This window comes from Mangrovivirga cuniculi (assembly GCF_005166025.1).
In the GTDB taxonomy this organism is placed as follows: Bacteria; Bacteroidota; Bacteroidia; order Cytophagales; family Cyclobacteriaceae; genus Mangrovivirga; species Mangrovivirga cuniculi.
In genome coordinates, this window is the sequence record NZ_CP028923.1 from 2,972,453 (window position 1) to 2,997,557 (window position 25,105).

Genomic DNA, 25,105 nt, shown 5'->3' on the forward strand with positions numbered 1-25,105 from the left:
AGTCAGGTAACGAATAAATTTAGATTCATACTACTTCAGTACAATTAGATTGATTATTTTACAAGTACACTCACTCATATCTGAGAGTATAACAATTAAAATTTATCCCAAAAGTAGTTGTATGATTTTTTGGATAAAATAATATGACCCACTTCTTATGAAAACACTGCAATTCCTCCTCCTGAGTTTGGTACTAACTACCATTATATCTTGTGGATCTGATCTATCAAATGAAAATACAAGCTATTCTACCATTTACAGTGGTGGAGACATTTTAACCATGAAAGGTGATTCTCCGGAATATGTCGAAGCACTGGTAGTACAAGATGGCGAAATTGTTTTTGCCGGAAGCCTTGATAAAGCTAGGGAGAAAGCAGGAAGAAACCATAAAGCTATCGATTTAAAAGGTAAGACAATGCTTCCGGGATTGATCGACGGTCATGCTCACTTTTCATCCTTTTCTTCCCAGGCAATTGGTGCCCAAATTCTTCCTCCACCTGATGCCGGGGCCAAAGACATTCCTTCGATGGTTAAAATATTAAAAGAATGGAATACACCGAAAAACAGAGAGTTAACTGGTTGGATCTTCGGAATGGGGTTTGATGATTCTGTATTAGAGGAAAACAGGTTTCCTACAAAACACGATCTGGACAAAGTATCCACAGAATTTCCAATCATGATCATCCATATTTCAGGGCATTTCGCAGTAGTTAATTCCAAAGGACTGGAAGAATTAAACATTGATGCAAACACACCGGATCCTGAAGGGGGAATTATCAGGAGAGAGGACAACAATGAGCCAAACGGCGTATTGGAGGAGTTAGCAGCGATCCCCTACTTTGCTAAAGCCCTCACCCCTTCAAGCAAAGAAGCAATGGATAAATTCTTTGAGGAAGGTCAAATGATGGCACTTTCTTACGGATATACCACTGCCCAGGAAGGCAGAACTATGCAAAATCATGAATCACTCGCTAAAAACGCTGAAGAAGGCAAACTCAAGCTGGATGTAGTCAGCTATATAGATTATTCCCTGGCGGACAATTATATGTCTTCAAAATGGAATAGTAAAACGTACGATAATCATTACCGAATTGGAGGTATGAAATTGACACTGGACGGCTCTCCCCAGGGTAGAACTGCCTGGAGAACTCAACCATATCTGATCCCTCCGGATGGCGCTGATAATGATTACAGCGGATATCCTGCTATCCCGAATGACACCACAGTTATGCTTATTTATGAAAAAGCATTTAAGAACAACTGGCAAGTCCTTACTCATGCTAACGGTGATGCGGCAATGGACCAAATGATCAGAACGATAAAGCCTGCAATTGAAAAATATGGAAACGATGATAGAAGAACTGTTCTTATCCATGGTCAGTACATCAGAAATGACCAAATCGATTCCTTAAAAAAACTGGACATTATCGCCTCTTTATTTCCGTTACATACTTTCTATTGGGGAGACTGGCATAAACAAATTATTGGAGATAGCCTTGGAAATAAAATCAGTCCCACCAGGACAGCATTAGATAAAGGAGTGAAATTGACGATCCATACGGATGCACCAGTTGCCTTGCCGAATATGATGCGCATGGTAGGAATTACAGTAGAGCGAAAATCCCGCTCAGGCGAAGTTATTGGTGCTGAAGAAAGACTAACACCTTATGAAGCTTTACAGGCAATTACCAGTTGGTCGGCCTATCAGCATTTTGAAGAAGACTCTAAAGGCTCCCTTGAAGAAGGAAAAATGGCTGACCTGGTGATCCTCGATAAAAACCCTTTAAAAGTTCCTGAAGAAGAAATAAAAAATATCGTTGTTCTCGAAACTATTAAGGAAGGAAATTCTGTTTACAGAAGGGAAATGGAAGCTGCTTTCCATTCGGATTGAGTAAGTAGTCAATAGTTTATGAAAATCTCAATCAAATCTTTTGTCTATTTTCAAGAGTGTTTTAAACTATTAAATTGCTTAAATTATATAGTACCCCACCTGGCGACCAGGTAAGTATTATTAATAATCAAAATTTTAAAAGCATGAATAATTCAAATCCCTCCGGAGTATTTCATGGCGTACACGATATTCGCGTGGATGAAAAAGAAGCACCAGTCATAAATGAAAACAGTATTATCGTAAAAGTAGAAATGACTGGTATCTGTGGAACCGACCTGCATATTTATCATGAAGGACTGGTACCCGAAGGATCAGTTTTAGGACATGAATTTTGTGGAGAAATAATAGAAAAAGGAAGTAAAGTCAAGGATTTGAACGTCGGTGAAAGAGTAGTCATAAATCCGATGGAAAATGGAATTGGTCTCGGAGTTAGTCCGGGAGGGTTTGCCAGGTATGTCAAAATCGATAATGCTGAAAAAAATACAAACACTTTCTCTATACCCGATAGCGTCAACAGTGAGAAAGGAGCTTTAATAGAACCCTTTTCCGTTGGATTGGCAGCTATCAATAAAACAAATCTGACAAAAGAAGATTCAGTTTTAGTTACCGGCTGTGGTACCATCGGACTTGTGACTATTGCAGGTCTTAAAAGTAAAGGAATAAAAAATATTATCGCTTCAGATATTAGTGATAAACGATTGGAATTAGCTAAGCAACTGGGCGCTAATTACACCTTCAATCCCTCCTCTGATGACAAACTTGATGACTTAATAATAAATAATTTTGGCACAGTTAATTCTCTCAATTATGCTGGAGAACTCCCCAACCTCAATGCAGCCTTCGAATGCTCTGGCGTTGGAGCAGTTTTTAGTCAATCAGTTAATCTATTAGCACCAGATGGATCCTTAACAATTCTGGCTATTTATAGCAAAGAATTATCTCTAGATCCAAACCTTGTCGTTTACAAACGGCTAAACATTCTGGGATCATTGTTTTATACTCCAAATGATTTTATAGAGGCAATAGATCTAATGGCATCAGGCGAGGTGGACCTGAGTCCGATTGTTTCTCATCATTTCCCATTAGATGAGCTACCTAAAGCTTTTGAAACACAAGCGGATAGCAGAAAATCGGTAAAGGTGATTGTTGACAGCATCTAGTATTTACGATTTTACCGGGCTAAGAATAATTTCAAATTCTAAAACTACAATTATTAGATCCTGAAAATTGAATTATAATCTTCATTAACTGTATGAAAACTAATTTGTTGTTTTGCATAATGATGAGGTTATTTATAATATCATGGTATTTAACTATAAAATGATTAAAAATAACTTTCTCAAATTAATAGGAGAATATTCAGCTAATCCGGATTATAATATGAATTGCTGGAAAGAAATTGAGAAAAACTATACTTCAGGCTCCCGTTACTATCATACTCTTGAGCATCTGTCAAATATGATTAATGAAATGGAAAATGTTGAGTCGGAAATCCAGAATAAAGATGCTTTACTTTTCTCCATCTATTATCACGATATAATTTATAAGGCTACAAAAGGCAATAACGAACATCAAAGTGCACTTTTATTTAAAAGAAGGGTATCTAAAACTTCATTCCCCCATATAGCTGAATGCATTGCTCAAATAGAAGCAACTAAAGAACATAAACTATCATCAGACAAGGACACAAATATTTTGCTGGATCTTGACCTTTCTATATTAGGTGCCAGTCCGGAAGAATACAAAAGGTATTGTCAAAACGTAAGAAAAGAATATTGGATATACCCCAACTTTATCTATAAAAAAGGCAGAAAAAAAGCTCTAAAACACATTTTAGAATTAGATCCTATTTATAAAACAGAATACTTTAAAGACAAGTATGAAGCTCGGGCAAAAGAAAACCTGAAGGATGAATTAAGTCAACTGAGTTAAAAGATTTTTAATATTAAAAAAAACCAATAAGAGATTTTCTAAACCCTCTCCATACATTCCCCTCCGCCAATAATTAATTAAATCCCATGGATACATTGCTTTGATTTAATTAGAAAAAACCATACATTATTTAACATAAGCCATCATTGATGGCATCGTACCGCTTAAAAACTATCTTCCATAAAAAATTGCGAATAAACTCCGAAGTCCCCACGTTGAGATGAAAGCTATAAAAGGCATACCTATAGTATCTCCCTTGCGATTTTATACCAATGCAAGGAGAATACTGGAAAACCCTTTGCCTTTTCATCATGAAAATTTTGAAGAATTGGGAGACACTTACCAGCTTGACCTTGGTTTTGGCAGAAAAATCATTTTCACCCGCGATTCGGCCCTGGCCGAATATGTGCTCCAAAAAAACCAAAAGAATTACAAAAAATCAGACATCCAGACAAAAGAAGTAGCAAAATACCTGGGCCACGGCTTATTGACTTCTGAGGGAGAACTCTGGAAGCAGCAACGAAAACTCATTCAACCCACATTTCATAAAAAGCAACTAGAAGGAATTTTATATAAAATAAAGTCCGCCATCATTGCCGAATTAGATAAGATCCAGACTGGTAAACCAACAGACATCTTGCCTGTATTTAATGATCTGGCTTTTCAAACCGTAGTAAAATCATTGTTTAGCAGTGCTATTGGACAAAAAGAAATTAACAGATTACAAAACACAACAGATTCAGCACAACAAATGCTGGCCAAAGAACTGCGCCAACCCTACTTAAACTGGTACTTTAAATTGAGTGGAAAAATAGAAAGGCACCTGGAGAAGACAGAGGAAGCCAGGGCAATACTTAAAAACGTGATCAGAGAAAGAAAGCAAAGCAGTGAGAAACAAGGTGACTTGCTGGACATGTTATTGGATTCAAGATATGAAGACGGTACTACCATTACAGAAAGCCAGTTAATTGACGAAATACTCGTTTTATTCACAGCAGGATATGAAACGAGTTCCAATGCGCTGACCTTCACTTGTGAGCTGCTTGCACAAAACAATCAGGCACAACAAAAAATTGTTGAAGAAGTAAAGGAGGCCAAAAAGATTTGCGGAGATGATCTTATGCAACTGTATATAAACTGTCCTTACACCCGGAAGGTGATCAAGGAGTCATTAAGACTTTATCCTCCTGCCTATTTTCTGGACAGGGTAAACATTGAAGACGACGAATTCCAGGGGAAAACATTCCCTGCCGGAACGAACATATTGTTTTCCCTCTTTGAAATTCATCGGCATAAAGATCATTGGATTGCTCCGGATTCGTTTAACCCGGATCGATTTGACGAATCTCGAACATCGAATTATTACCCTTTTGGGGCAGGCCCCAGGAAGTGTATCGGAAACAATTTCGCTATCTATGAGATGGTCATTGCAATTGCAGAGCTTATTACAAAATATAAACTTTCTATTACAGAAGAAGAAATTCAAATCCGCCCCCTAATCACACTGAAACCAAAAAAAGCATTTATAACTTTTACTACTCGCTAAACTTTGAGTTTGACATTCAATAAATTATTTTGAAATTTATCATCTTAGTATCAACCAGGGTTTGGTGAAGAGGATTTTGCTTATACAACCATGATAAAACAAACTAAATGAAAAAATATAATCCGGATAGACTCGTCAGCGTAACAGCAATAATTGTCAGTGTCGGAACGCTTTTTATGATTTTGTATCAAACAAACTTAATGCGCAAGGAACAAAAAGCTTCTGTGATGCCTAGTCTCATGATTGGGTACAGTGTAAATCAAAATGATGATGAATTAACAGAAAAAATATGGCTGGCAAACCGTGGACTAGGACCAGCTTTTATAGAAAAAGTAGCAGTGATCGATGAAGATAAGGTATATGAAACCGATCCTTACGGATATTTATATGAAACTAATGCGAATGAAAACACGGTAACTATAAACCGTTTGTACCCTGGTAGAATTATACCAGCGAATGATGGAATCGAGCTTTATGTTAAGGGAACAAATGCCAATTCGAAAATTGTCTTAAGTGATCTCTTCGAATTCCCCTATGACATCGAAAATATGCCTTCAGATAATGATAATAAAGTGGTAGTCGAAATAACTTATAAGAATATATATGATGATAAATGGACGATTCGATCTGATATGACATCTCCTCTTGTTATGGATTAATAAATTCTAGTCCATCGTTATATATTCCGGTAGTCTCTAAATGAGAATTAGTATTATGGCAATTTCTTCTCAAACGCAAATCTAAAATCCATATTCTTCCAACTAAGTATTTTAAAGAAATTATTTTATGAATTGGTATTTCAAACCCAGGAAAAAAGAAATCCCTTTCTATGAACTAATTGGTGTAAGAAAATTCAAAAAGCACCTACTAAATTTTTTTGGTGAAAATTACTCTCAAAAGCAAGGATGGCTTCCACTCAAAAATCGATCAGAAAACTATAATGAAGCATTTAAAAAGTTCATCAATAAAACAAAACAAAATGAGGTAGTTCATTTAATAGTGATGTTAATACTTCTGATTTTAAGTGTTGAAACCTTATTGGAGGGCAAATTTTTACAGGCATTGTCAGTTGTAATTATCAATATACCCTTTAATGTTTATCCTATAATACTTCAGCGATATAATAGGTTTCGTATATATCAAATACTTAAAATTGACCGTATTGAACAAACACCTGGTGATTAAAATCAAAACCAGTGCCCATCTATTTTCTATTTTCTTTAAATGGTAGTTTATAATCCTATAAAAGATTTGATATTGGCAGGTAAAAATCTATTTTCGCCTTCAAATATCGGCAAGCTTTTTGTTGTCAAAAAATAGCGAAATCTATTGTTAACCAAACCAAAGATCTTTATATAATAAGCAAGAAGTTTTTTTATGTTGAGACAACCTAAAAACAACTAAAAATGAGCAAGACTTTTTCAACTTTGAAGAAAGTTATCCTTTACACGATTTCTATCTTATCACTATTGGCCATTACAGGTTATGTTTATCTCTACGTACTTCCGAAAGGCCCTGAAATATCAGAAAAAAATAAGATAAATTCCGGCATAGATTCTTTTGTAATACATGCTTACAAAGAAAGTAAAAGAAAATCTATTCGGGTCTGGACATACAAACCTGAGGGATGGGAAGACCAGGATAAAATAGTTTTTGTAATGCACGGTGGAGGAAGAAACGCAGATGATTATCTGGATGCATGGACTGAGATTGCTGAAGAAAACAATCTACTGGTAGTTGCTCCCGAATTTGAGAATAAGTTTTACAAATACACTACTAATGATTACCAGGAAGGAAACTTATTCACCTTTTTTGGCACCAGTAATCCTAAGAGTGAATGGGCTTACACAGTCGTAGAAAACATATTCGATTATATCAAATCTACAAACAACATCACGAATGAGCGATATTATATGTTTGGTCATTCTGCCGGTGGTCAGTTTGTCCACCGAATGGTCATTTTGATGCCTGAAGCCAGGATAGAAACCGCTGTTGCCGCAAATGCCGGGTTTTATAGCTTTCCAGATGAAAGTATTGAATATCCATATGGATTAAAAAACACGGGAATCAGTTTAGAAAATGATTTACAAAAATCATATAAAAAGAAACTAATTGTTTTACTCGGTGAGTTAGATAACGATCCAGCATTAGGAACCTTTAGAACCACCGAATTAGCCATGAAACAAGGAGGGCACAGGTTAGAGCGAGGATCTAATTTCTTTAAAATGAATCAGGAACTATCAAATCAATATAGCTGGACATTTAACTGGAAAATTGATACCGTTAGCAATGTTGGTCACGACTATAGAAAAATGTCTGAAAATTCTGTTGGATGGATACTAGATTGATCTAATCCACTAACCTTCGATTAAATCTGTAATCAACTTTTTTTGCAGACACTCTCAAATTTCTCCGATTTTAATGCATAATTAGATAAACAAAGAATGCTCCGGGTTTTCCAGAGCATTCTCTTCCTCATTTAATAAAAAAACACCTTACCCAAATTTTTGAAATATTTTACTTTCAGCGTATTGAGTTCATGCTTAATTCATACACTGATTTAAGTTTGAGTTTTTAACTCCTTGGAATTCAAAACTGTAGTTAATTAACTTTAACTATTTTATTGAATAAAACTCTAGTCTTGAATCCAATTTATTATTTGCTCTGATAACGTGATTTAGATTGGGTGAAAAAACTGTGAGATCTGAAACACGCATTTCATCGACTTCTTTTTGATTATCTATACTGATCATATGGATATCTCCGGATCGAATGATGTTTCCCTCGGTAATTGCCAGCATATAGTTGTCCGTCCACAATCCTCTTTCCACATTATTGATTTTAATATTGCTTTCAAAGTTACCCTGGCGATCGTAAAAAGCAACACCCTTTTCTCCTACCATAACAAATCCTGTCGGTAAAAGATCCATGGCATAAACATCGCCGATTTTTGCTTTTTTTAGTTTCACATCTTTTTCTTCTTTAAGGGTTTCTTTATCAAGAAAATACAATCTCGTGCCATTATGAACAATATGATTTTCTGTGGTAAACAACCACGGTTTTCTGTCATCAATTAAAACGGGTTGTTTGATCTTAACCGGACCAGCCAGAATTTCTCCTGTGGATTTATCTATTTTAGTAAAAAAGTTTTTTCCAATTCCAAATTCTTTTATCAACAACCCTCCTTCTGTCTGATCTACAATACCCGTAGTTTTATCCATTTCATCGGTCTGCCATAATTTCTCTCCTGTTTTAATGTCATGCCCCATTATTCTTTTTTTAACAGTAGTAAAATCACTTCTCACATAATATATCCTTTCACCATCGTAGACAGATTTTGAAGGGTTAATCCAGTCTTTTTCAAGTTTTACGGTCTTGACTGTTTTATCCTCTGCATATTCTTCTTTTGATATAGCTTCGTAAATGAGTTCGTTGGTTTCAAGATCATAGGCTTCCGGGCCAAAATAATCCAGGATATAAATGTCTTTTAAAACATATACCCGACCTGGTTTAAAGCTACCTTTGAAATCAACTTTTGCTTTTTCCTCACCAGTATTTATATCGAGTCTGACTACATATCCTTGTTTTATAAAATAATTTGGATTGTAGTTTAATTCACTATTAGTCAAAAAAGCTGGATTGTTATTTACCAATAATATTTCATCGTGTTGAGAAATTACTTTTGCTTCGCCGATTTTCAGTGGTCTTTTATCATAGGTCCAATTTTTCTGACCTGTTTTTTTGTTAATACTGGTAATCCCATCCTTATTTGTTAGAAGAAAATCATTAGTACCAGGAAGGGGAGTAATAAAAGCCATAGCACGTTTGCTTCCTATTCCTTCCCTACTTGTCATATCAGTGTGGATTGAGGTAAAAGTAGCATCAGCCATAATTGCACCCATTGAGTATGACTGTGATGCAACCGCAGATACAGCAGTGGCGGCCATTATTGCTGCTAGCTGCTTATCCTGACCCGGCGTATAACGATAGTCGTCTGTTTCCCATAATTTTTCTCCCGTAGCCAGATCAAAAGCCATTACAAGGTTCTGTTCCAGATTCCAATCCAGTACCAGCATTAGGTTTTCGTCCTCATAAAGCCAGAACCCATTACCTTCATCTAACTTGATATTACTAATCATCTTACCTACTTCTCCACCAATTACATTGGATAATACAGATGAACCTGTGTTTGTTTTTGGTACACACCTATACTCAAATATAACATCACCGTCTCTATTTAAAGTTTTTACATATTCACTGGTAAGCATCATCACATAATCACCAGATGGCGATATTTCAAAGTCAGTTAACTCTCCATTGATCAATGTGCCAAGGGGTCGATCGATGTTATGCTCGTAAACTTTTACAAATTCCTGGGCGGTCAATCCTTGATTTAAAATCAGGAAAATAAAAATATAAATATATTTCATGGTCTTTTTTATTTTAATTTAGTTGATAAATACAATCGTTATTTTTGATTTAATTTTCAGATGCCTTCAAGGCAAGATCTAAATCAATTAATTGATCTGATGAGCCTATCCCTCCTTTTTCTAAATTATTGGCATCCAAAGTTATTTCTAATACATTACCTGATTTGGTTAGTACGAATTCGCCATCAGAAGAAGGATCAAAAAAGTAAGAATCCTCACTCGTATAAACCGATACATCATTCTCATCCATCGAACCACCTATAATGTAGGTGCCATCATCAGGTCCGGCTTCTGAAGAATTGGCTTCATTCTCCACAATCTGAATCCGAATATAATCTTCTGAAGTAGGACCTTCTAAAGTCACGATCCATCTTAGATAGGTTATTCCGCCCGAATTGATACTTGTAGTAGACTCCCAGGAAGCATTACCTGTCCAGTTCAAATTTAAAGATCCGGATGAAGCGGCTTTTCCCTGGCCGTCTGATACATTATCCAATGCTATCCCGTCTGGATTATTCGGTGTTAAGTTTTCATCTTCATCATCTGAGCAGGAAAATATTATAACACATACGCTCATTAATACTGCAATAATTCTGATGTTTAATAATTTCATAGTTTTTGATAGTTAAAAGTAAATAAAAGATTAATTGTCAGATATATTCTGATACTAAGGGATTTCCTTTTTGGTAAATACTCATAAATGATATTTCCTGTCAGAGGATACCTTTAAATCAGTTTTTATGTATTTTTTAAAATTTTCATATTCTCCATTTATCAACAGGTTATCACTTGATTTTATCATCTTTTTACTTTCACATTCGAAAAACATTTGAAAAAGGGCTCAATGTCGATTCATTTTTTTATATTTTGGTAGGATAAACTTGAACAAAACATGGATTTGACACTGCTGATACAGAAGTCAGGAGCGGATAATAAAGACGCGACAGATAAACTATTTGATTTGGTGTATAACGATCTGAAAAACCTTGCTCGAAAAGTTCGTTTTAGCTGGCGGAATGAAAACACTATTAATACCACAGCACTGGTGCATGAAGCTTATTTAAAGGTTCTTAACAGCAATGAAATTGAGCATAAAAATAAGCTGCATTTTTACAGAATCTGTGGCCGTGCCATGCGATATATTCTTCAGGATTACAGCAAGAAAAAAAATGCCGGTAAAAGAGGTGGTCAAGCCAGCAAAGTAGATGTTGAAATACATAATCAGATGCAAATTAGTGATGAAGCCATCGAAAATCTCGAGGAAATTTTTATAAGTCTCAGGCAATTAGAACAAAATAATAAGGCAACTTATGATGTTGTAGAATGTCGGTTTTTTTCCAATATGACAGTAAATGAAACGGCAGAGCTATTGTCAATATCACCTGCCACAGTAAAGAGAAAGTGGTCTTTCGCTAAAGCATTTATTACGCAATCATTAAAAAACCAAAATTAGGAGTGTATACAATTAATCAAATTGAGGACTGGTATAACAGGGCACTGGAAAAGCAGGAAGAAATAAGAGAATCGTTTCTAAAAAAAGAACTCGAGAATGATCCTAAATTACTTACAGCGGTGTTAGACCTTCTGCAATTCGAAAAAGTAGAAAAAAGTGCTTTAACTCGACTTGTAGAACAATTAAACCAACCAGAAATTCCCCAGGAAATACCAAAAATTGAGCGTTATGAAATCATAGAAAAAGTTGGTGAAGGCGGTATGGCTGTAGTCTATAAAGCGAAGCGGATAGACGGGGTTTTTGATCATAATGTAGCTATCAAAATATTAAAAAAGGGAATGGATAGTGAAGATATCCTAAGGCGGTTTACCCTGGAGCGAAACTTATTAGGAAGACTTAAACATCAACATATTGCCCAGATTTATGATGGTGGACTAACCACGGATGGCCGACCTTATTTCGTAATGGAATATGTAGATGGTACGGATGTGCTAACTTATGTACAAGGTAAAAGCAAAAAAGAAAAACTAAATTTCTTCCTGCAAATTTGTAGTGCCGTTGAATTTGCACATCAAAACCTGGTGATCCATCGGGATATCAAGCCTAATAACATACTAGTTAACCAACTGGGCGAATTAAAGCTTACAGATTTTGGTATTGCAAAGGTAATTGCTGATGAAAACCCTGAATATACTAAGCCTCATAATCGTCTGTTAACACCTGACTATGCGAGCCCGGAGCAAATAGAAGGCATACCGGTAGATCTTCGCAGTGACATCTATCAATTGGGTAAAATTTTACAGAAATTATTTGTATCCTCTCCTCCTAAAGAAATTAAAACAATTTACAACCAGGCCACCAGTCCCGATAGGCATAGGCGGTACGGTAGTGTAAGTGAACTACGTGGAGATATTGAAAGATATTTAGAGCGCAAACCGATTATTGCCAGAAAACCCAGCCTGGGATATCACCTTTCTCTTTTTGTAAAAAGAAATAAGATTCCAGTAACCATTGCTGTTATTGCTTTTATTTTAATCAGTATACTTTCTATAATTTATATATCTTCATTAAAAGAGGCCCAACTCGAAGCCGAACGTAAAGAAAGAAAAGCAGAAGAAGCATTAGTATTTTTGGTTGACTTATTTAACCAAAGCGACCCGACAGTTAACCTTGGCGATTCACTTAATATAGGTACACTGCTTCAGGAAGGTATGGCTAAGGCTGGCCAAATACAAGACCCATCAACCAAAGCAGCGATTTTGGCTACTCTGGGTAAGGTCAACGCTTCTCTTGGAAAGTACAAAGAAGGTGAAATACTACTAAACCAGTCATTAATAATATATAAAGATCTGGAAGATAAGCAGGCCACAAGCCAGGTATATTATGAAAAGGGAATGATAAAAAAACGGACTGCAGATAATCCGGAAGCTTTAATATTGCTCAAAAAAGCTTTACAACTCTCAGATGAGGTTGAAGAAAAAATTAAGATTAAAATTCACCTTGCAGAAATATTCGATTTATTCGATAACGATTCTGCCAGGTACTATTCAGAGCAGGCATTAGCGGATATGGCTAACGCAAAAATCAACCGAAAGCTTGAGATTCAAAATCGTTACAATATCACTGAAATCGGGCTGGGCCTTCTTAATAATCAACAGACCGACAGTGTAATGGATTATAAAATTGCATTGGTAAGAGAATTTAAAGCTAAATATCCTGAAGAGACATTACAACTTGCTCAGTTTTACAGCAACCTGTCTGTTAATTACAGGTGGGAAAATGAATATGATTCGGCATTAAAATACGCACGACTAAATTTAGATTTGTTAAATAAAGTCTATGGGAAAAATAATATAAATACTACAAGTGGCCTTTTACTGATGGCCGAAGGTCATAGCTGGAAAGGACACAGTGACAGCGCAAAATTCTATAGTAGTAAATCATTGGAAATTAAAGAAAACCTATTCGGTAAAAATCATCCAAGTCAAATTGAAGAATTGTCGTTAATAGCTAAAAATCAAATAAATAACGGCGAATACAAGAAAGGTGAAATTATCCTGAGGCAGGTTTATGAGCTAAGCTATAATACTTACGGCCTCTATAATAAAATAACGGGTGATCACTTATTTAATTTACTCCAGCACTATAACCGAATGGGTGATTTTAAAAAGAGTGTATTACTTTATCCCAGGTTAATAAAAGTTGATTCCAGCACTTATGGCATGACTTCTAACACTGCAACCACTTTTCTTGACTATGCCTGGGCACTCGGCAGTTTAGATAGCACACAAAAGGCATTAAACAATTGTTATCGCGCCAGAGAAATATATAAAAAAGATGTAGGAAAAGACCATTTCCTTTATGGTATGGCTTTATTTAACATTGGCGAATATGGAAGGGAATCTATGCCTGAAAAGTCTTTGCTATATCTAGACTCTGCCATAAATATTCTGGAAAAGAAAATGCCTGATAATCATCCTCGGGTTGGTAATTATATGCATACTTACGCGGAAGCATTAAGAGAAAATGAGCAAGACAGCTTGTCGAATATTTATTATGTAAAATCAATAAAAAACTATTCAACAAATTATTCAAAAGACGAACCAGATCGCGTAGTAGCTTTTCAAATTAATTACTCTCGTCATCTACTAAATCAAAATATGACTGACTCCGCCAGGACTGTGTTGCAGGAGGCCTTTATTTTGATCGATGATCATGATCAGTCAGAGCTTCAAAATGAGATATCCACCTTAATGAATTCAATATAAAAATTAGAGCTATTAAATAATTTATAAAGGAAAATATCTATTTGAAAATTAATAGATCTAACTATATCAGAACTTAATTCCTATAAATTGTCAAATTATTAAAAACTTAAATTATCACTGTTAGCCAGATGGGAGAATTACCTATCCAGAATTTTATTTATTACTTTTGATTAAATGTGATAAGCATCCCATTAGAAACCTCAGAAGAATTGTAATTTTTCCTTTAGTATGAAAAAAATACTGATAACAGGTGCTACCGGAAATGTCGGAATGGAGGTAATTGAATTTTTAACTAAGTCAGATGATGCAATTTCTGTTATTGCTGGTGTCCGAAATATTCAAAAGGCCCAGGCTAAGTTTGATGAATTTAAAAATCTGAGTTTTCGCCATTTTGATTTTGAAGACCAAGACTCTTTTAATAAGGCTTTTAAGGAAATAGATATTATATTTTTACTCAGGCCACCTCATTTATCTGATGTAAAAAAATTTTTTGAACCGCTCTTAGAAGCTGCGCGAAATAATGGGATAGAGAAAATAGTCTTTCTCTCAGTCCAGGGAGCAGACAAAACAAGCATAATCCCACATAGTAAAATCGAGTCTCTTATTAAATCTCTCGGATTTAAGCACATCTTTATTCGTCCGGGATACTTTATGCAAAATCTTACAACAACCCTCCTGCCTGAGATTAAAAATAAAAGTCAAATCACTCTGCCATCCGGAAAATCAAAATTCAATTGGGTGGATGTAAAGAATGTGGGAGAAGTTGCGGCGATATTGATTACAGAATTTAAAAATTATCAAAATGAAGCGTTGGACATTACTGGTGACGAAAGTGAAAGCTTCCAGACAGTAGCAAAATTGATTACAAAAATAACCGGTAGACCGGTCAAATTTAAAAGTATAAATCCAATTAGCTTTTACTTTAAAAAGCGTAAAGAAGGATTGAAAAACGGGCTGGCCATGGTAATGACATTACTGCATTTTGCCCCAAGAATTACGGGTACCCCTGCCCTATCTAAAAATTACAGCCAACTTACGGGTAAAAGTCCTGTAACCCTGGCACAATTTATAGAAAGAGAAAAAGAAAAATTTCAGTAAGCCGATAGATAGTGTGAAAGATAAACAGGATTGCTCTTCACTCGCATGTAAAAAACAAGGCGCTAAGGCCGCAAAGAAAAACAGCCAGCTGTTCTAAAATCAATCAAATTGGCAACATTCTTCTTAATAGCCACAGTTCAATCTGGCATTGAAGAATGGAGATCGTTGTCTGGAAGATTGGGACATACATAAAAGTTGATACCATAAGTTCGGAAAACGAGAAGCAAAAGGGTTACTATAATTACCTTTTATTCAAATGCAACATAGAACGGCGCGGCTGGAATGACAATATCACGAGGGTGGGTAGATTTGTGAGGCAGGAGATTTGATATTGTCTTGATTTTTTAGTCCATTTTTTATCAAGAAAAAAGGACAATAAAAATGATATAGAAGATTCAAAAGAGAAAGAACCTGCCAGCTGGTTTTTGACTAGAAATTGGAGAATCGAGATTAATTATAAATGATTAACAGGATTGCTTTCGATTCGACAATTAAAAAAACAAACAGCAAAGGCGCAGAGATCGCAAAGGAACAACAAGCTGTTTGATCATTAACACAGAGTACACAGAGAACATGGAGGAAATTGCTGACGCAATTTATTCTAACTATACAGCTCTTCGAAATGTTAGCATAGCGTATTTCCAAGTATTAATGATTCAGGATCTTAGATCCGTTTTGTTTTATCTTAATAAAATTAGATGTAGTCCCTGGTGCCAGAGCATCTCGCTGGTGCCTTACCAAAAAATATCTACCTCTATCAAACAGATTTCTCCTTGCTGCCACGCCTCTCGGATCACAGCACAAGACGAGCGAAATGACGCTGGGTGTGAGTTGAATAATGCTTTTAGTAAATAATTTAAAATACTGAGAAGCTAAAGCTGTGAGCATACAGGGAAATAAAGAGAAAAACTGTCTGAATCAGAATTAACAGGAATCAAAGATAAACAGGATTGCTCTTCACTCGCATGTAAAAAACAAGGCGCTAAGGCCGCAAAGAAAAACAGCCAGCTGTTCTAAAATCAATCAAATTGGCAACATTCTTCTTAATAGCCACAGTTCAATCTGGCATTGAAGAATGGAGATCGTTGTCTGGAAGCTTGGGACATACATAAAAGTTGATACCAAAAGTTCGGAAAACGAGAAGCAAAAGGGTTACTATAATTACCTTTTATTCAAATGCGACATAGAACGGCGCGGCTGGAATGACAATATCACGAGGGTGGGTAGATTTGTGAGGCAGGAGATTTGATATTGTCTTGATTTTTTGGTCCATTTTTTATCAAGAAAAAAGGACAATAAAAATGATATAGAAGATTCAAAAGAGAAAGAACGTGCCAGCTGGTTTTTGACTAGAAATTGGAGAATCGAGATTAATTATAAATGATTAACAGGATTGCTTTCGATTCGAAAATTAAAAAAACAAACAGCAAAGGCGCAGAGATCGCAAAGGAACAACAAGCTGTTTGATCATTACTACAGATCAATAGCCCCTGACATCGACGGTAGGAGATCGTCAGAAGAACACGGAGAACACGGAGAAAATTGCTGACGTTATTTACCTCACTGATAAAATAGGACCTTTACAGAATAGTTAAAAAAAAGATATTCCTAAAATTATCAATCGTCGGGATATAAAGAGTAACTTATTTACAACCACTATCTTTTAATCCTCTAATTGAGGATCATCAAAGTGATATGCGGTTAAAAATCAAACTACTTATAAAATTTATACCTATGGAATGGATTTATTCAACCACCGACCCACTATGGGAAACATTAATCTTATGCATCCTGGTCTTAGTAATAGTTATTATTGTTTCCAGGATTGTCGGACTCACCTCATTTAGCAGTATGACCAATTATGATTTTGCAGTTACAGTTGCTGTGGGTAGTTTGATCGCAACAATTCTAACTTCTTCGACCTCCCTGGCCCATGGATCTGTGGCTATTTGTGGCCTATTGTTACTCACATTGATCATGTCTAAACTTCAGCGAAAGTTTAAGTTTTTTAATAAAGTAGTAACAAATGATCCAATACTTCTTATGGATGGCAATAAGATTTTACATGAGAACCTGGAACACGAAGGAATACATATCAACCATTTAATGGCTAAACTTCGGGAGTCAAATGTGATGAACCTCGACCAGGTTAAAGCGGTAGTGCTTGAAACGACCGGGGATGTATCGGTACTACATAAAGATTCAGCGGATTCCGATGAACCATTTGACGAAATATTGCTCAAAGACGTAAGAAGAAAAGTATAATTGAATTATTAAGTTGTCTGAACTTTGAAAATGCTGTCAAACTTGTTTCGTCAGAGGGGATTTTTAGGATTAATAGGATGACAGGATTGTTCTTGACTCAAAAACAAAAAAATTACCGCAAAGGCGCTAAGATCGCAAAGGAACAGCAAGCTGTTTAAATCTTTACCACAGAGGACGCAGAGTACACGGAGGGAATTGCTGATGCAATTTATAATGCTGTCTCACTGGCGCTAGCGTCGCGCTGGTGCCGATTAATTATCCAAACAACTACCGCTATTAAAGTAGGTAGCTTTGTCGACATTCATAAATAATTTTCTAAATCTAGATTTACAGGATGGAAGGGTTAACAGGATTGCTCTTGACTCGTAAGAAAAAATCACCGCAATGGCGCTAAGATCGCTAAGGAACAGCAAGCTGTTTAAATCTTTACCACAGAGCCGAAGGCCCTGACAAGCGACAGCTTCGTCAGGGGATCACAGAGTACACAGAGAATTGCTAACGCAATTTATAATGCTGTCTCACTGGCGCCAGCGTCGCGCTGGTGCCGATTAATTATCCAAACAACTACCGCTATTAAAGTAGGTAGCTTTGTCGACATTCATAAATAATTTTCTAAATCTAGATTTACAGGATGGAAGGGTTAACAGGATTGCTCTTGACTCGTAAGAAAAAATCACCGCAATGGCGCTAAGATCGCTAAGGAACAGCAAGCTGTTTAAATCTTTACCACAGAGCCGAAGGCCCTGACAAGCGACAGCTTCGTCAGGGGATCACAGAGTACACAGAGAATTGCTAACGCAATTTATTATGCTGTCTCACTGGCGCCAGCGTCGCGCTGGTGCCGATTAATTATCCAAACAACTACCGCTATTAAAGTAGGTAGCTTTGTCGACATTCATAAATAATTTTCTAAATCTAGATTTACAGGATGGAAGGGTTAACAGGATTGCTCTTGACTCGTAAGAAAAAATCACCGCAATGGCGCTAAGATCGCAAAGGAAACAGCAAGCTGTTTAGGTTTTATACCACAGAGCCGAAGGCCCTGACAAGCGACAGCTTCGTCAGGGGATCACAGAGTACACGGAGGGAATTGCTGATGCAATTTATTTACATCACGACTATTATATGACTCTAAAGGTCTAATTTAAAATATTGATTCACCGCTCTCACTCCCACACTCACTCTGCTTTCTGGAGGATCAATTTTGTCTTGATTTTAGGCCCCTGCTGTCTGGAGTTTAGCTTCAGCATAACTTCAGACTTTTAATGAAATGCAGGGATTGTATCCCGGGCAAAGTAAAATATATCTGGCCCAAACTGGTTCATATAACTATTCCACTCTATTTTGATTTTAATGGGTGACTGCTATCTTTGGGATGAGCTGTGTGGGTTTTTAATTAATTATAGATTTTGACCAGCTATTACCAAACCATCTTCCTTAACGATCAGCAAAAAAATATGAAAAATATTATAAAGACTTTAGTAGCGTTCATAATTATAATTTCCGTTTCTGATTGTAAGCAAAAAGGACCAGATGATTTTGGAGGAATAAATTTATATACATTTAGAGAAGAACTTAAGTCTAATCCAAAAGAGGTTCTCAGGAATATAAAAGCTGTTGGATATAAATATATAGAAGATGCCGGATATCTTGATGGCAAGTTTTATGGGATGACACCAACAGAGTTTAAAGAATATCTAGATGAATTGAATTCAGTTCCTGTTAGTTCCCACCAGGGAGGTATTACATTTGATAACGCTGACCAGATCATTTCCGATGTCAAAACGGTAGGATATAAATATTTGGTCATTCCTATACCTCCAATGGGACTCTTTACTGTCGATAATGAATCCGGTACAATGGGAATGACTGGAGGTCTAGATAGTTTAGCTCAAATCTTAAACGAATTCGGCAAAAAATGTAATAAAGCCGGATTGAAACTTCTTTATCATAATCACGACTTTGAATTTAAAGAAAATGACAACGGTATTGTCCCGATGGATTACTTACTCGAAAATACCGATTCAACTATCGTGAATTTTGAAATTGATTTATACTGGGCAGTAAAAGCAGGAGCCGACCCAGTGAAATATTTTAAAAAATATCCCGGTCGATTTAAGGCCTGGCATCTAAAAGATATGGATAGTCAGGGACGGTTTGCTCCAGTTGGAGAAGGTCAGTTAGATTTCGCCCGATACCTATCTTACAAAGACCTTGCAGGCATGAAATACTATTTCGTAGAACAGGATGAGACTTATGATGGAATGACCCCATTAAAAGCAATTGAAATAAGCCATAAAGCACTAAAAGACCTTGGGTTTCAATAAAATTAATCCACCCCGCTAGCTGAACTATGATTTTTAGGATTAATAGAATGATAGGATTGATCTTGACTCGTAAGTAAAAAACACACCGCAAATCCTTATACCCGGACACTGACGACAGGAAGTCGTCAATGGGAAACAGTAGCCTAATTTTAATATAATACATTTATCCCAACAAAAACTCCCTTCATAGACCATTAACCTTTATTAATATAAAACCAACCTCAAGGTTGCCATTTATCGATTTAAGATTATTATCTTGGCATTTTTAAATTATCAACTAAACAATTTTTAAGAATGAGGAGATTACAATTAAGTTTTATCTTATTTTTTTCTGTTTTATTTATTAGCCAGGCACAAAATGACGGACCATTATATGCAACATCATTTAATACCGATGGAGCATTAATGTCTACACAAAACCTTAGTGGACCAAAAGATCTGACAGCATCAAATATTGAATTTTTCACCAGGAAAAAGGAAAACCCGGTAGCCTATTTCCCATTTGGAAATATCAGTGAGTTGGGTAACGATGTATTTAAGATGTTGAAGTTGTTTTCTAACAACATACCATTCCAGTATGATCCGGCAAAAACATCAGTCTACCTGGTATTTACAAAAGAACCTACAGCGGCCGGTAATTATGTGATCAAACTGGCTGAAAATCCATTAAGCAAAACAGTCGATGCTGAATCAGGATTTTTGTATTTACCAACCATTTACAAATCCTTTGACGAAGCGAAAGCAGGTGTATTACCACAGTTAAAAGAGCATTTTAGTGAGGATTATTACAACACCTACTTAACATTTGCTGAAGAACAATAAAAAAATAATTGCTTCATTTCTCCATGATTGGAGAGATGAAGCAATACTTCCCTCCCATTAATATTTCCAGAGTATTGCTTTGGGAAATGGTCTTTCAGAAAGCCAGTTCTAACCGGTTCTTATAAAGCTCCTATCCATTCGTAAACGGTTACAAACGGCTACCAAATTATCCGATTACAGTCGGTTACAATCGTTTACTAACGGGTATAAATAATAGAAAAAGTTTGAATTTAAGCTGCAAACAGCGATTTTTAAGATTTAAAGGAATTTATTAACAACCAAATCAACGATAGCTATATAAGGAATATGAGCCACAGAGTGGCGCATAGCCAATCGTTACCTTTCAGCAGATAATACGTATATAAAAGTAAATCATTTTTTACTTATTAGACTTTGAATTATATTGTAGATATGAACGAAGAAACGCTTAAGAAATATTTAATTCAAATTGCGGATCAACTTACACCTGAATCAACTTTAGAGGATGTATATGACCAATTAGCATTGCTGGCTGATATCGATGAATCTGAGGAACAGGAAAAAAAGGGTGAAATTTTTACTCAACAGCAAGTTCGGGATAAATCAAAAGAATGGTTGAGGTAATTTGGACAAAAAAGGCATTAGGACAATTAGAAAGAGCTGTTAAATATATTCAAGATGAACAAGGCACTTCGTATGCCAAGATTGTATTGAATAAAATATTAGATTCCACTGAGCTTTTAGAGAATCATCCGAACATCGGAACAATTGAACCGCTCTTAAAACATAAAAAATCAGAGTATCGATTTCTTGTTGTCTGGAGCTATAAGATAATATACAGGATGACAAAATCTAAAGTTGTTATCTCCAGGGTTTTTCATACATCGAGGGATCCTAAAAAATTAAAAGGAATTTAAGCCGAAAAGGTAACACTCACTATAACCGCATTTTTATGCCGCAGGGGACATAAAATCGCGCCATAGTGCAGACGTTGTAGGTAATGATTAGCACCGAATATTGCGTTTATTTATTTTCTGCCAAATGATCTTTTATTAACTGCTCACGAATCTCCTTTAAAAGATCATCTCGATGGTTGATAGCTTGATCCATAAATTCCTTTGGAGACTCTGTTAAATCGTCATTAAGTCCTCCCCAAATTATCATCTCTAATAACATGGGTAATAAATCAATTCCTTTTTGAGTAAGACTATAGCGTATACGCGATTTCTTGACTGCATCTTGTCCTTTAGAAATAATTCTCATCTCCTCTAGCCTCTTAAGTCTATCACCTAATACACTTGTTGAAACTTTTTCTCCTGCTTCCAAAAACTCATTATAATGTCTCTTCCCTTTAAACATTAAATCTCTAATAATTAGAAATGACCACTTATCTCCAAAGTGTTCTAAAGTGAAATTTATAGGGCAATGTGACCGTACTTCCATAATTCAAATTTAATAAAAATTTTCATTTAACTTGTATTTTCAAAGTTAATTTGTAATTTAGCTTCGATTTAACAAGTTAAATACTCAATTAAAATTTTAAAAAATGGAAAAAACACCAATGCAAGTAGTGCAAGGTTTTGGAGCAGGAATGGCTTCAGGAACAGATTCGTGGAAAGAATTCATTGCTGATACAATAACATTTGATGGTCCAGCTGCGCAAGTGAAAGGTATAGAAGAATTTATCGGACTAAACGAAGGCTTTATGTCTATGGTAAGAGGCAACAGAATGAAAAAAGCTGTTGAGATTGACAATTACGTAATCACTCAAGTGGAGATTGATGTAGAAATGCCAACAGGCAAAACCATAACCTTGGATATGAGTGAATGGTATGAAACTGAAAATGGAAAAATTATGAGCATCAAGGTTTACTATGATGCCGAAGAGTTCAGAAAAGAATCTGTTTAATTAAATATTACTCCAAGGAAGATTTATGCTTCTCTGGGAAAATTAAACTCTAGAATTATGAGGACATTAAAAAACGAAGTACTAATAGATGCTCATATCGATAAAATATGGAAGTCACTTGCGATTACCGATAAGTTGGACACTTACGACCCAACTGTTAAAAAATCAACTGCAACTTCTGAAATAAAATCAGGTATCGGTGCGAGCAGAAAAGTAGATATGTTGGATGGTAAAAACTGGTTTGAAGAAAAATGTACAACCTACAAGCCAAACAAAGCACTTGAGTACACATTAACAGCTTGCTCATTTCCTGTTCACAAACTCCAACATGATTATTCCTTTGAACAAATTGGTGATAAGGTCAAAGTAATACAGAAAATGAACATCGAAATGAAGTATGGATTGTTGGGGAAGTTGATGTTTGCAATGTTAAAATCAAAATGGAACTCAGGAAATAAGCAGTTTTTAGGTGGTTTAAAGATGGCATCAGAAAAGAAATAAAACTATGGCTTACAATGAACATCAAGCAGAACGTATTCGTCAACGCTTATCAAAATCTAACCTGACAGATGAAAAGAAAATGATGGGTGGCCTAATTTTCATGGTAAATGATAAAATGTGTGTTGGATTGGATATCGACAAAAAGACTGGAAAAGATAGATTAATGGTAAGGGTGGGAAAAGCCAAACATGATCAGCTTATTTTCAATAAAGGAAGTAGGGAAATGGATTTCACAGGAAAGGTGATGCGTGGATTTCTATACATAGATCCAGAAGGGTTTGATGTTGAGAACGACCTTGATTTTTGGATAGAAAAAGCTTTGCATTTTAATAGAGCGATAAGTTAAACACTACCTACAATCGAGTAGACGGCCGTGAGCCATAAGCCCACGGTGCGCCTCTCACACCACCGTACGTACGGGGGCAATGCCCTTCCCTTCGCACTCTCGTGCTCGTGAGCATATACGGCGGTTCATCAAATCAGATCTTTACTCTCTGATAATAGTTTAACATGCTTTCATAGCCTCTTCTTCGGAGTCGGGATTCGGTAATCGTTGTACCTAAGATGGGGCTTTATTCACTATTTCAATTGATTTTTTAAAGGAGTTCATGAATGCGAAGCATTTGAGCAACTGCCCACCCTCCCATTATTCATTGTATTGTTTAGTTTTCAATCGTATTCATGAAATCGTTGATTTGCTTCGTCAAATCAAAAATAGATTCGGCGAAGCCAATGCTTCGCATTTCTTGTCCGGCTCCAGGCATAGGCTTGCCCTTGGTTAATTCCTAATCTGATTAGGTTTTTACGCTTTCGCTCTCCTCCCCTTCACCCTGTCCCATCGCTAAAATTGTCTACCAGACAATTTCTCAACGCTCTGTCCTCCAGTCATGCCAGATACAGTATCTTAGTCGGCATCGAAGCCACTCATCGAGTTTCTTGAGTTTGGCGTTTATACTGCCCTGTCGGAAGTTATTTATCCAACCTCTGTATACTTCTTTGAGTTTCTGGATGCGCTCCTGAAAACTATATGGCAGAGTTTTTCTGGTAATTAGTTTGAGCTTGCGTTTCAAGGTCTGCCATGCTGATGATTTGGCCACTAACTGATATTTGCCTCGTTTTCCCTTTTCGTAGGTCGGCATAAAGCCATGACCCAATACTTCAAAAGTACCAGGTCGTCTTACCCCACTTTTCTGCCTGTTAATTGGTAGTTCTAATTTTCCATTTAGGAAGTTAGCTACATCCTTGCTGATCTGGTTTGCTTCGGCTTTCGATTTTGTATAAATACTAAAGTCGTCAGCATAGCGAATGAACTTATATCCTTTTTCTTTCAGATACTTGTCCAGTTGATCAAGCAGGATATTTGACAGCAGGGGACTAAGGGGACTGCCTTGAGGCACGCCCCTTCTACGCTTATACAATCTACCATTTATCTGTATCGGTGATCTAAGCCATTTTCTAATCAACCTAAGGGTTGTCTGGCATTTTACCCGATTGTAGATCAGTTGTAGGATTTTGTAGTGCTGAACTTCGTCAAAGAAACTCTTCAGGTCAATATCGACTATATCCTGATATCCATCCCTTCGCACAACCTGGCTCAAAGCTCTCGCTTTGCCCTATATTTCAGGTTTTGTCGAACAGTTTGTTGAGTATTCTTCTGTGGGCGGAAGCCATAGCTTTCTGGTTCAAAGGTCAATTCGAACTTGGCGGCTAGTTGTTGACTAACTGCCTGTTGAAGCCAGCGATCTACTACTGTAGGGACTCCGAGTAGTCTTGTTTTGCCCTTCTCCTTTGGGATTTCCACTCCTTTGATCGGGTCTGACAAGTATTTACGGTTTAGCACATCAAGGATAATTTCAGGTCGATGCTGTTTGAGGTAATCGCCCAGTTGATCTGTGCTCATACCGTCGATGCCCGCTGCGCCCTTGTTACTCACCACTTGGCGGTAGGCTTTTGTCAGGTTTCTCGCATGTAGTACTTTCTCTATCATTAAGTATTAATCTTGTCCGCTTAAGTGAGGGCTATCCCAGGTTACTGGCATTCCAACACGAATTGAGACACGTTTGACGTTCAGCCCTTCCCAACTTTGTGAGGCCTCTGTCGTTATCCGTTTCGGTGACAGCTCGTTTGCCTGTTGGTACTATGGCATCTGCTGACTTCTCAAACTATATTAGCTTGAGATCTCCC

23 protein-coding genes are annotated in these 25,105 nt (G+C 36.4%); 18 read left to right on the forward strand and 5 right to left on the reverse strand.

Annotated elements, in window-relative coordinates:
• Positions 1–157: 157 nt before the first annotated feature.
• The 7 genes from DCC35_RS12975 (at position 158) to DCC35_RS13005 (ending at position 7,717) form a co-directional block, all read left to right on the forward strand.
• Positions 158–1,891, forward strand: a complete 1,734-nt coding sequence (locus DCC35_RS12975) for an amidohydrolase (protein ID WP_137091207.1) — start codon at positions 158–160, stop codon at positions 1,889–1,891.
• Between the two features lie 143 nt (positions 1,892–2,034).
• Entirely contained in the window at positions 2,035–3,051 is a 1,017-nt protein-coding gene (locus DCC35_RS12980; protein ID WP_137091208.1) for a zinc-dependent alcohol dehydrogenase, read from the forward strand.
• 160 nt (positions 3,052–3,211) lie between these two features.
• The gene (locus tag DCC35_RS12985; protein WP_137091209.1) at positions 3,212–3,823 is read left to right on the forward strand and encodes an HD domain-containing protein; all 612 of its coding nucleotides are present in this window, start codon (positions 3,212–3,214) and stop codon (positions 3,821–3,823) included.
• Positions 3,824–4,043: 220 nt separating this feature from the next.
• The gene (locus tag DCC35_RS12990) at positions 4,044–5,369 is read left to right on the forward strand and encodes a cytochrome P450 (protein ID WP_137091210.1); all 1,326 of its coding nucleotides are present in this window, start codon (positions 4,044–4,046) and stop codon (positions 5,367–5,369) included.
• A 107-nt stretch (positions 5,370–5,476) separates the two neighbouring features.
• On the forward strand, positions 5,477–6,028 hold the full coding sequence (locus DCC35_RS12995; RefSeq protein WP_137091211.1) for a hypothetical protein: 552 nt from the start codon (positions 5,477–5,479) through the stop codon (positions 6,026–6,028).
• A gap of 127 nt (positions 6,029–6,155) precedes the next feature.
• A complete protein-coding gene (locus tag DCC35_RS13000; protein ID WP_137091212.1) occupies positions 6,156–6,554 on the forward strand; it encodes a glycosyl-4,4'-diaponeurosporenoate acyltransferase CrtO family protein in 399 nt (132 codons plus the stop codon).
• A gap of 221 nt (positions 6,555–6,775) precedes the next feature.
• Positions 6,776–7,717 carry a hypothetical protein gene (locus DCC35_RS13005; RefSeq protein WP_137091213.1) on the forward strand — a complete coding sequence of 314 codons (942 nt, stop codon included), beginning with the start codon at positions 6,776–6,778 and terminating at the stop codon, positions 7,715–7,717.
• A 267-nt stretch (positions 7,718–7,984) separates the two neighbouring features.
• Here the strand turns inward: DCC35_RS13005 and DCC35_RS13010 are convergent, their stop codons facing one another.
• Positions 7,985–9,799 carry a PQQ-binding-like beta-propeller repeat protein gene (locus tag DCC35_RS13010; protein ID WP_137091214.1) on the reverse strand — a complete coding sequence of 605 codons (1,815 nt, stop codon included), beginning with the start codon at positions 9,797–9,799 and terminating at the stop codon, positions 7,985–7,987.
• A 49-nt stretch (positions 9,800–9,848) separates the two neighbouring features.
• Positions 9,849–10,412, reverse strand: coding sequence for a hypothetical protein (locus tag DCC35_RS13015; protein ID WP_137091215.1), 564 nt, complete (start codon positions 10,410–10,412; stop codon positions 9,849–9,851).
• Positions 10,413–10,691: 279 nt separating this feature from the next.
• On the opposite strand from DCC35_RS13015, the gene DCC35_RS13020 reads away from it, so the two are divergent.
• The 8 genes from DCC35_RS13020 to DCC35_RS13055 all read left to right on the forward strand — a co-directional run bounded on the left by DCC35_RS13020 (position 10,692) and on the right by DCC35_RS13055 (position 21,428).
• On the forward strand, positions 10,692–11,252 hold the full coding sequence (locus DCC35_RS13020) for an ECF-type sigma factor (RefSeq protein WP_137091216.1): 561 nt from the start codon (positions 10,692–10,694) through the stop codon (positions 11,250–11,252).
• A gap of 2 nt (positions 11,253–11,254) precedes the next feature.
• Entirely contained in the window at positions 11,255–14,020 is a 2,766-nt protein-coding gene (locus DCC35_RS13025) for a serine/threonine protein kinase (RefSeq protein WP_137091217.1), read from the forward strand.
• Positions 14,021–14,248: 228 nt separating this feature from the next.
• Positions 14,249–15,118, forward strand: a complete 870-nt coding sequence (locus tag DCC35_RS13030; RefSeq protein WP_137091218.1) for an NmrA family NAD(P)-binding protein — start codon at positions 14,249–14,251, stop codon at positions 15,116–15,118.
• A 1,734-nt stretch (positions 15,119–16,852) separates the two neighbouring features.
• On the forward strand, positions 16,853–17,383 hold the full coding sequence (locus DCC35_RS13035) for a DUF421 domain-containing protein (protein WP_137091219.1): 531 nt from the start codon (positions 16,853–16,855) through the stop codon (positions 17,381–17,383).
• A gap of 1,457 nt (positions 17,384–18,840) precedes the next feature.
• Entirely contained in the window at positions 18,841–19,710 is an 870-nt protein-coding gene (locus DCC35_RS13040) for a sugar phosphate isomerase/epimerase family protein (protein WP_137091220.1), read from the forward strand.
• A 294-nt stretch (positions 19,711–20,004) separates the two neighbouring features.
• Entirely contained in the window at positions 20,005–20,532 is a 528-nt protein-coding gene (locus tag DCC35_RS13045) for a hypothetical protein (protein ID WP_137091221.1), read from the forward strand.
• Between the two features lie 411 nt (positions 20,533–20,943).
• Positions 20,944–21,135, forward strand: a complete 192-nt coding sequence (locus tag DCC35_RS13050) for a hypothetical protein (RefSeq protein WP_137091222.1) — start codon at positions 20,944–20,946, stop codon at positions 21,133–21,135.
• Positions 21,123–21,428 (forward strand): type II toxin-antitoxin system RelE/ParE family toxin, encoded by a 306-nt coding sequence (locus DCC35_RS13055; RefSeq protein ID WP_137091223.1) that lies wholly within the window; start codon positions 21,123–21,125, stop codon positions 21,426–21,428. The genes DCC35_RS13050 and DCC35_RS13055 overlap by 13 nt, the downstream gene beginning before the upstream one ends.
• 106 nt (positions 21,429–21,534) lie before the next feature.
• On the opposite strand, the gene DCC35_RS13060 is transcribed toward DCC35_RS13055, so the two are convergent.
• On the reverse strand, positions 21,535–21,954 hold the full coding sequence (locus DCC35_RS13060) for a winged helix-turn-helix transcriptional regulator (protein WP_137091224.1): 420 nt from the start codon (positions 21,952–21,954) through the stop codon (positions 21,535–21,537).
• A gap of 118 nt (positions 21,955–22,072) precedes the next feature.
• Here DCC35_RS13060 and DCC35_RS13065 point away from each other — a divergent pair, with 118 nt between their 5' ends.
• From DCC35_RS13065 to DCC35_RS13075, 3 genes are read left to right on the forward strand one after another with little or no spacing between them, the layout of a single operon-like run.
• Positions 22,073–22,420 carry a nuclear transport factor 2 family protein gene (locus DCC35_RS13065; RefSeq protein ID WP_175402817.1) on the forward strand — a complete coding sequence of 116 codons (348 nt, stop codon included), beginning with the start codon at positions 22,073–22,075 and terminating at the stop codon, positions 22,418–22,420.
• A 57-nt stretch (positions 22,421–22,477) separates the two neighbouring features.
• On the forward strand, positions 22,478–22,921 hold the full coding sequence (locus tag DCC35_RS13070; protein WP_137091226.1) for an SRPBCC family protein: 444 nt from the start codon (positions 22,478–22,480) through the stop codon (positions 22,919–22,921).
• Positions 22,922–22,925: 4 nt separating this feature from the next.
• Positions 22,926–23,267 (forward strand): TfoX/Sxy family protein, encoded by a 342-nt coding sequence (locus tag DCC35_RS13075; RefSeq protein WP_137091227.1) that lies wholly within the window; start codon positions 22,926–22,928, stop codon positions 23,265–23,267.
• Positions 23,268–23,787: 520 nt separating this feature from the next.
• Here DCC35_RS13075 and DCC35_RS21550 read toward each other — a convergent pair.
• Both DCC35_RS21550 and DCC35_RS21555 read right to left on the reverse strand, forming a co-directional pair.
• On the reverse strand, positions 23,788–24,519 hold the full coding sequence (locus DCC35_RS21550; RefSeq protein ID WP_262710343.1) for a reverse transcriptase domain-containing protein: 732 nt from the start codon (positions 24,517–24,519) through the stop codon (positions 23,788–23,790).
• On the reverse strand, positions 24,516–24,908 hold the full coding sequence (locus tag DCC35_RS21555) for a reverse transcriptase domain-containing protein (protein ID WP_262710344.1): 393 nt from the start codon (positions 24,906–24,908) through the stop codon (positions 24,516–24,518). Before DCC35_RS21555 ends, DCC35_RS21550 begins: the two co-directional genes overlap by 4 nt.
• Positions 24,909–25,105 lie beyond the last annotated feature (197 nt).

Excerpts from the sequence above, each read along its gene's own strand:
- DCC35_RS12975 (WP_137091207.1), top strand. The coding sequence starts at position 158 with ATGAAAACACTGCAATTCCTCCTCCTGAGTTTGGTACTAACTACCATT.
- DCC35_RS12980 (WP_137091208.1), top strand. The coding sequence starts at position 2,035 with ATGAATAATTCAAATCCCTCCGGAGTATTTCATGGCGTACACGATATT.
- DCC35_RS12985 (WP_137091209.1), top strand. The coding sequence starts at position 3,212 with ATGATTAAAAATAACTTTCTCAAATTAATAGGAGAATATTCAGCTAAT.
- DCC35_RS12990 (WP_137091210.1), top strand. The coding sequence starts at position 4,044 with ATGAAAGCTATAAAAGGCATACCTATAGTATCTCCCTTGCGATTTTAT.
- DCC35_RS12995 (WP_137091211.1), top strand. The coding sequence starts at position 5,477 with ATGAAAAAATATAATCCGGATAGACTCGTCAGCGTAACAGCAATAATT.
- DCC35_RS13000 (WP_137091212.1), top strand. The coding sequence starts at position 6,156 with ATGAATTGGTATTTCAAACCCAGGAAAAAAGAAATCCCTTTCTATGAA.
- DCC35_RS13005 (WP_137091213.1), top strand. The coding sequence starts at position 6,776 with ATGAGCAAGACTTTTTCAACTTTGAAGAAAGTTATCCTTTACACGATT.
- DCC35_RS13010 (WP_137091214.1), bottom strand. The coding sequence starts at position 9,799 with ATGAAATATATTTATATTTTTATTTTCCTGATTTTAAATCAAGGATTG.
- DCC35_RS13015 (WP_137091215.1), bottom strand. The coding sequence starts at position 10,412 with ATGAAATTATTAAACATCAGAATTATTGCAGTATTAATGAGCGTATGT.
- DCC35_RS13020 (WP_137091216.1), top strand. The coding sequence starts at position 10,692 with ATGGATTTGACACTGCTGATACAGAAGTCAGGAGCGGATAATAAAGAC.
- DCC35_RS13030 (WP_137091218.1), top strand. The coding sequence starts at position 14,249 with ATGAAAAAAATACTGATAACAGGTGCTACCGGAAATGTCGGAATGGAG.
- DCC35_RS13035 (WP_137091219.1), top strand. The coding sequence starts at position 16,853 with ATGGAATGGATTTATTCAACCACCGACCCACTATGGGAAACATTAATC.
- DCC35_RS13040 (WP_137091220.1), top strand. The coding sequence starts at position 18,841 with ATGAAAAATATTATAAAGACTTTAGTAGCGTTCATAATTATAATTTCC.
- DCC35_RS13045 (WP_137091221.1), top strand. The coding sequence starts at position 20,005 with ATGAGGAGATTACAATTAAGTTTTATCTTATTTTTTTCTGTTTTATTT.
- DCC35_RS13050 (WP_137091222.1), top strand. The coding sequence starts at position 20,944 with ATGAACGAAGAAACGCTTAAGAAATATTTAATTCAAATTGCGGATCAA.
- DCC35_RS13055 (WP_137091223.1), top strand. The coding sequence starts at position 21,123 with ATGGTTGAGGTAATTTGGACAAAAAAGGCATTAGGACAATTAGAAAGA.
- DCC35_RS13060 (WP_137091224.1), bottom strand. The coding sequence starts at position 21,954 with ATGGAAGTACGGTCACATTGCCCTATAAATTTCACTTTAGAACACTTT.
- DCC35_RS13065 (WP_175402817.1), top strand. The coding sequence starts at position 22,073 with ATGCAAGTAGTGCAAGGTTTTGGAGCAGGAATGGCTTCAGGAACAGAT.
- DCC35_RS13070 (WP_137091226.1), top strand. The coding sequence starts at position 22,478 with ATGAGGACATTAAAAAACGAAGTACTAATAGATGCTCATATCGATAAA.
- DCC35_RS13075 (WP_137091227.1), top strand. The coding sequence starts at position 22,926 with ATGGCTTACAATGAACATCAAGCAGAACGTATTCGTCAACGCTTATCA.
- DCC35_RS21555 (WP_262710344.1), bottom strand. The coding sequence starts at position 24,908 with ATGATAGAGAAAGTACTACATGCGAGAAACCTGACAAAAGCCTACCGC.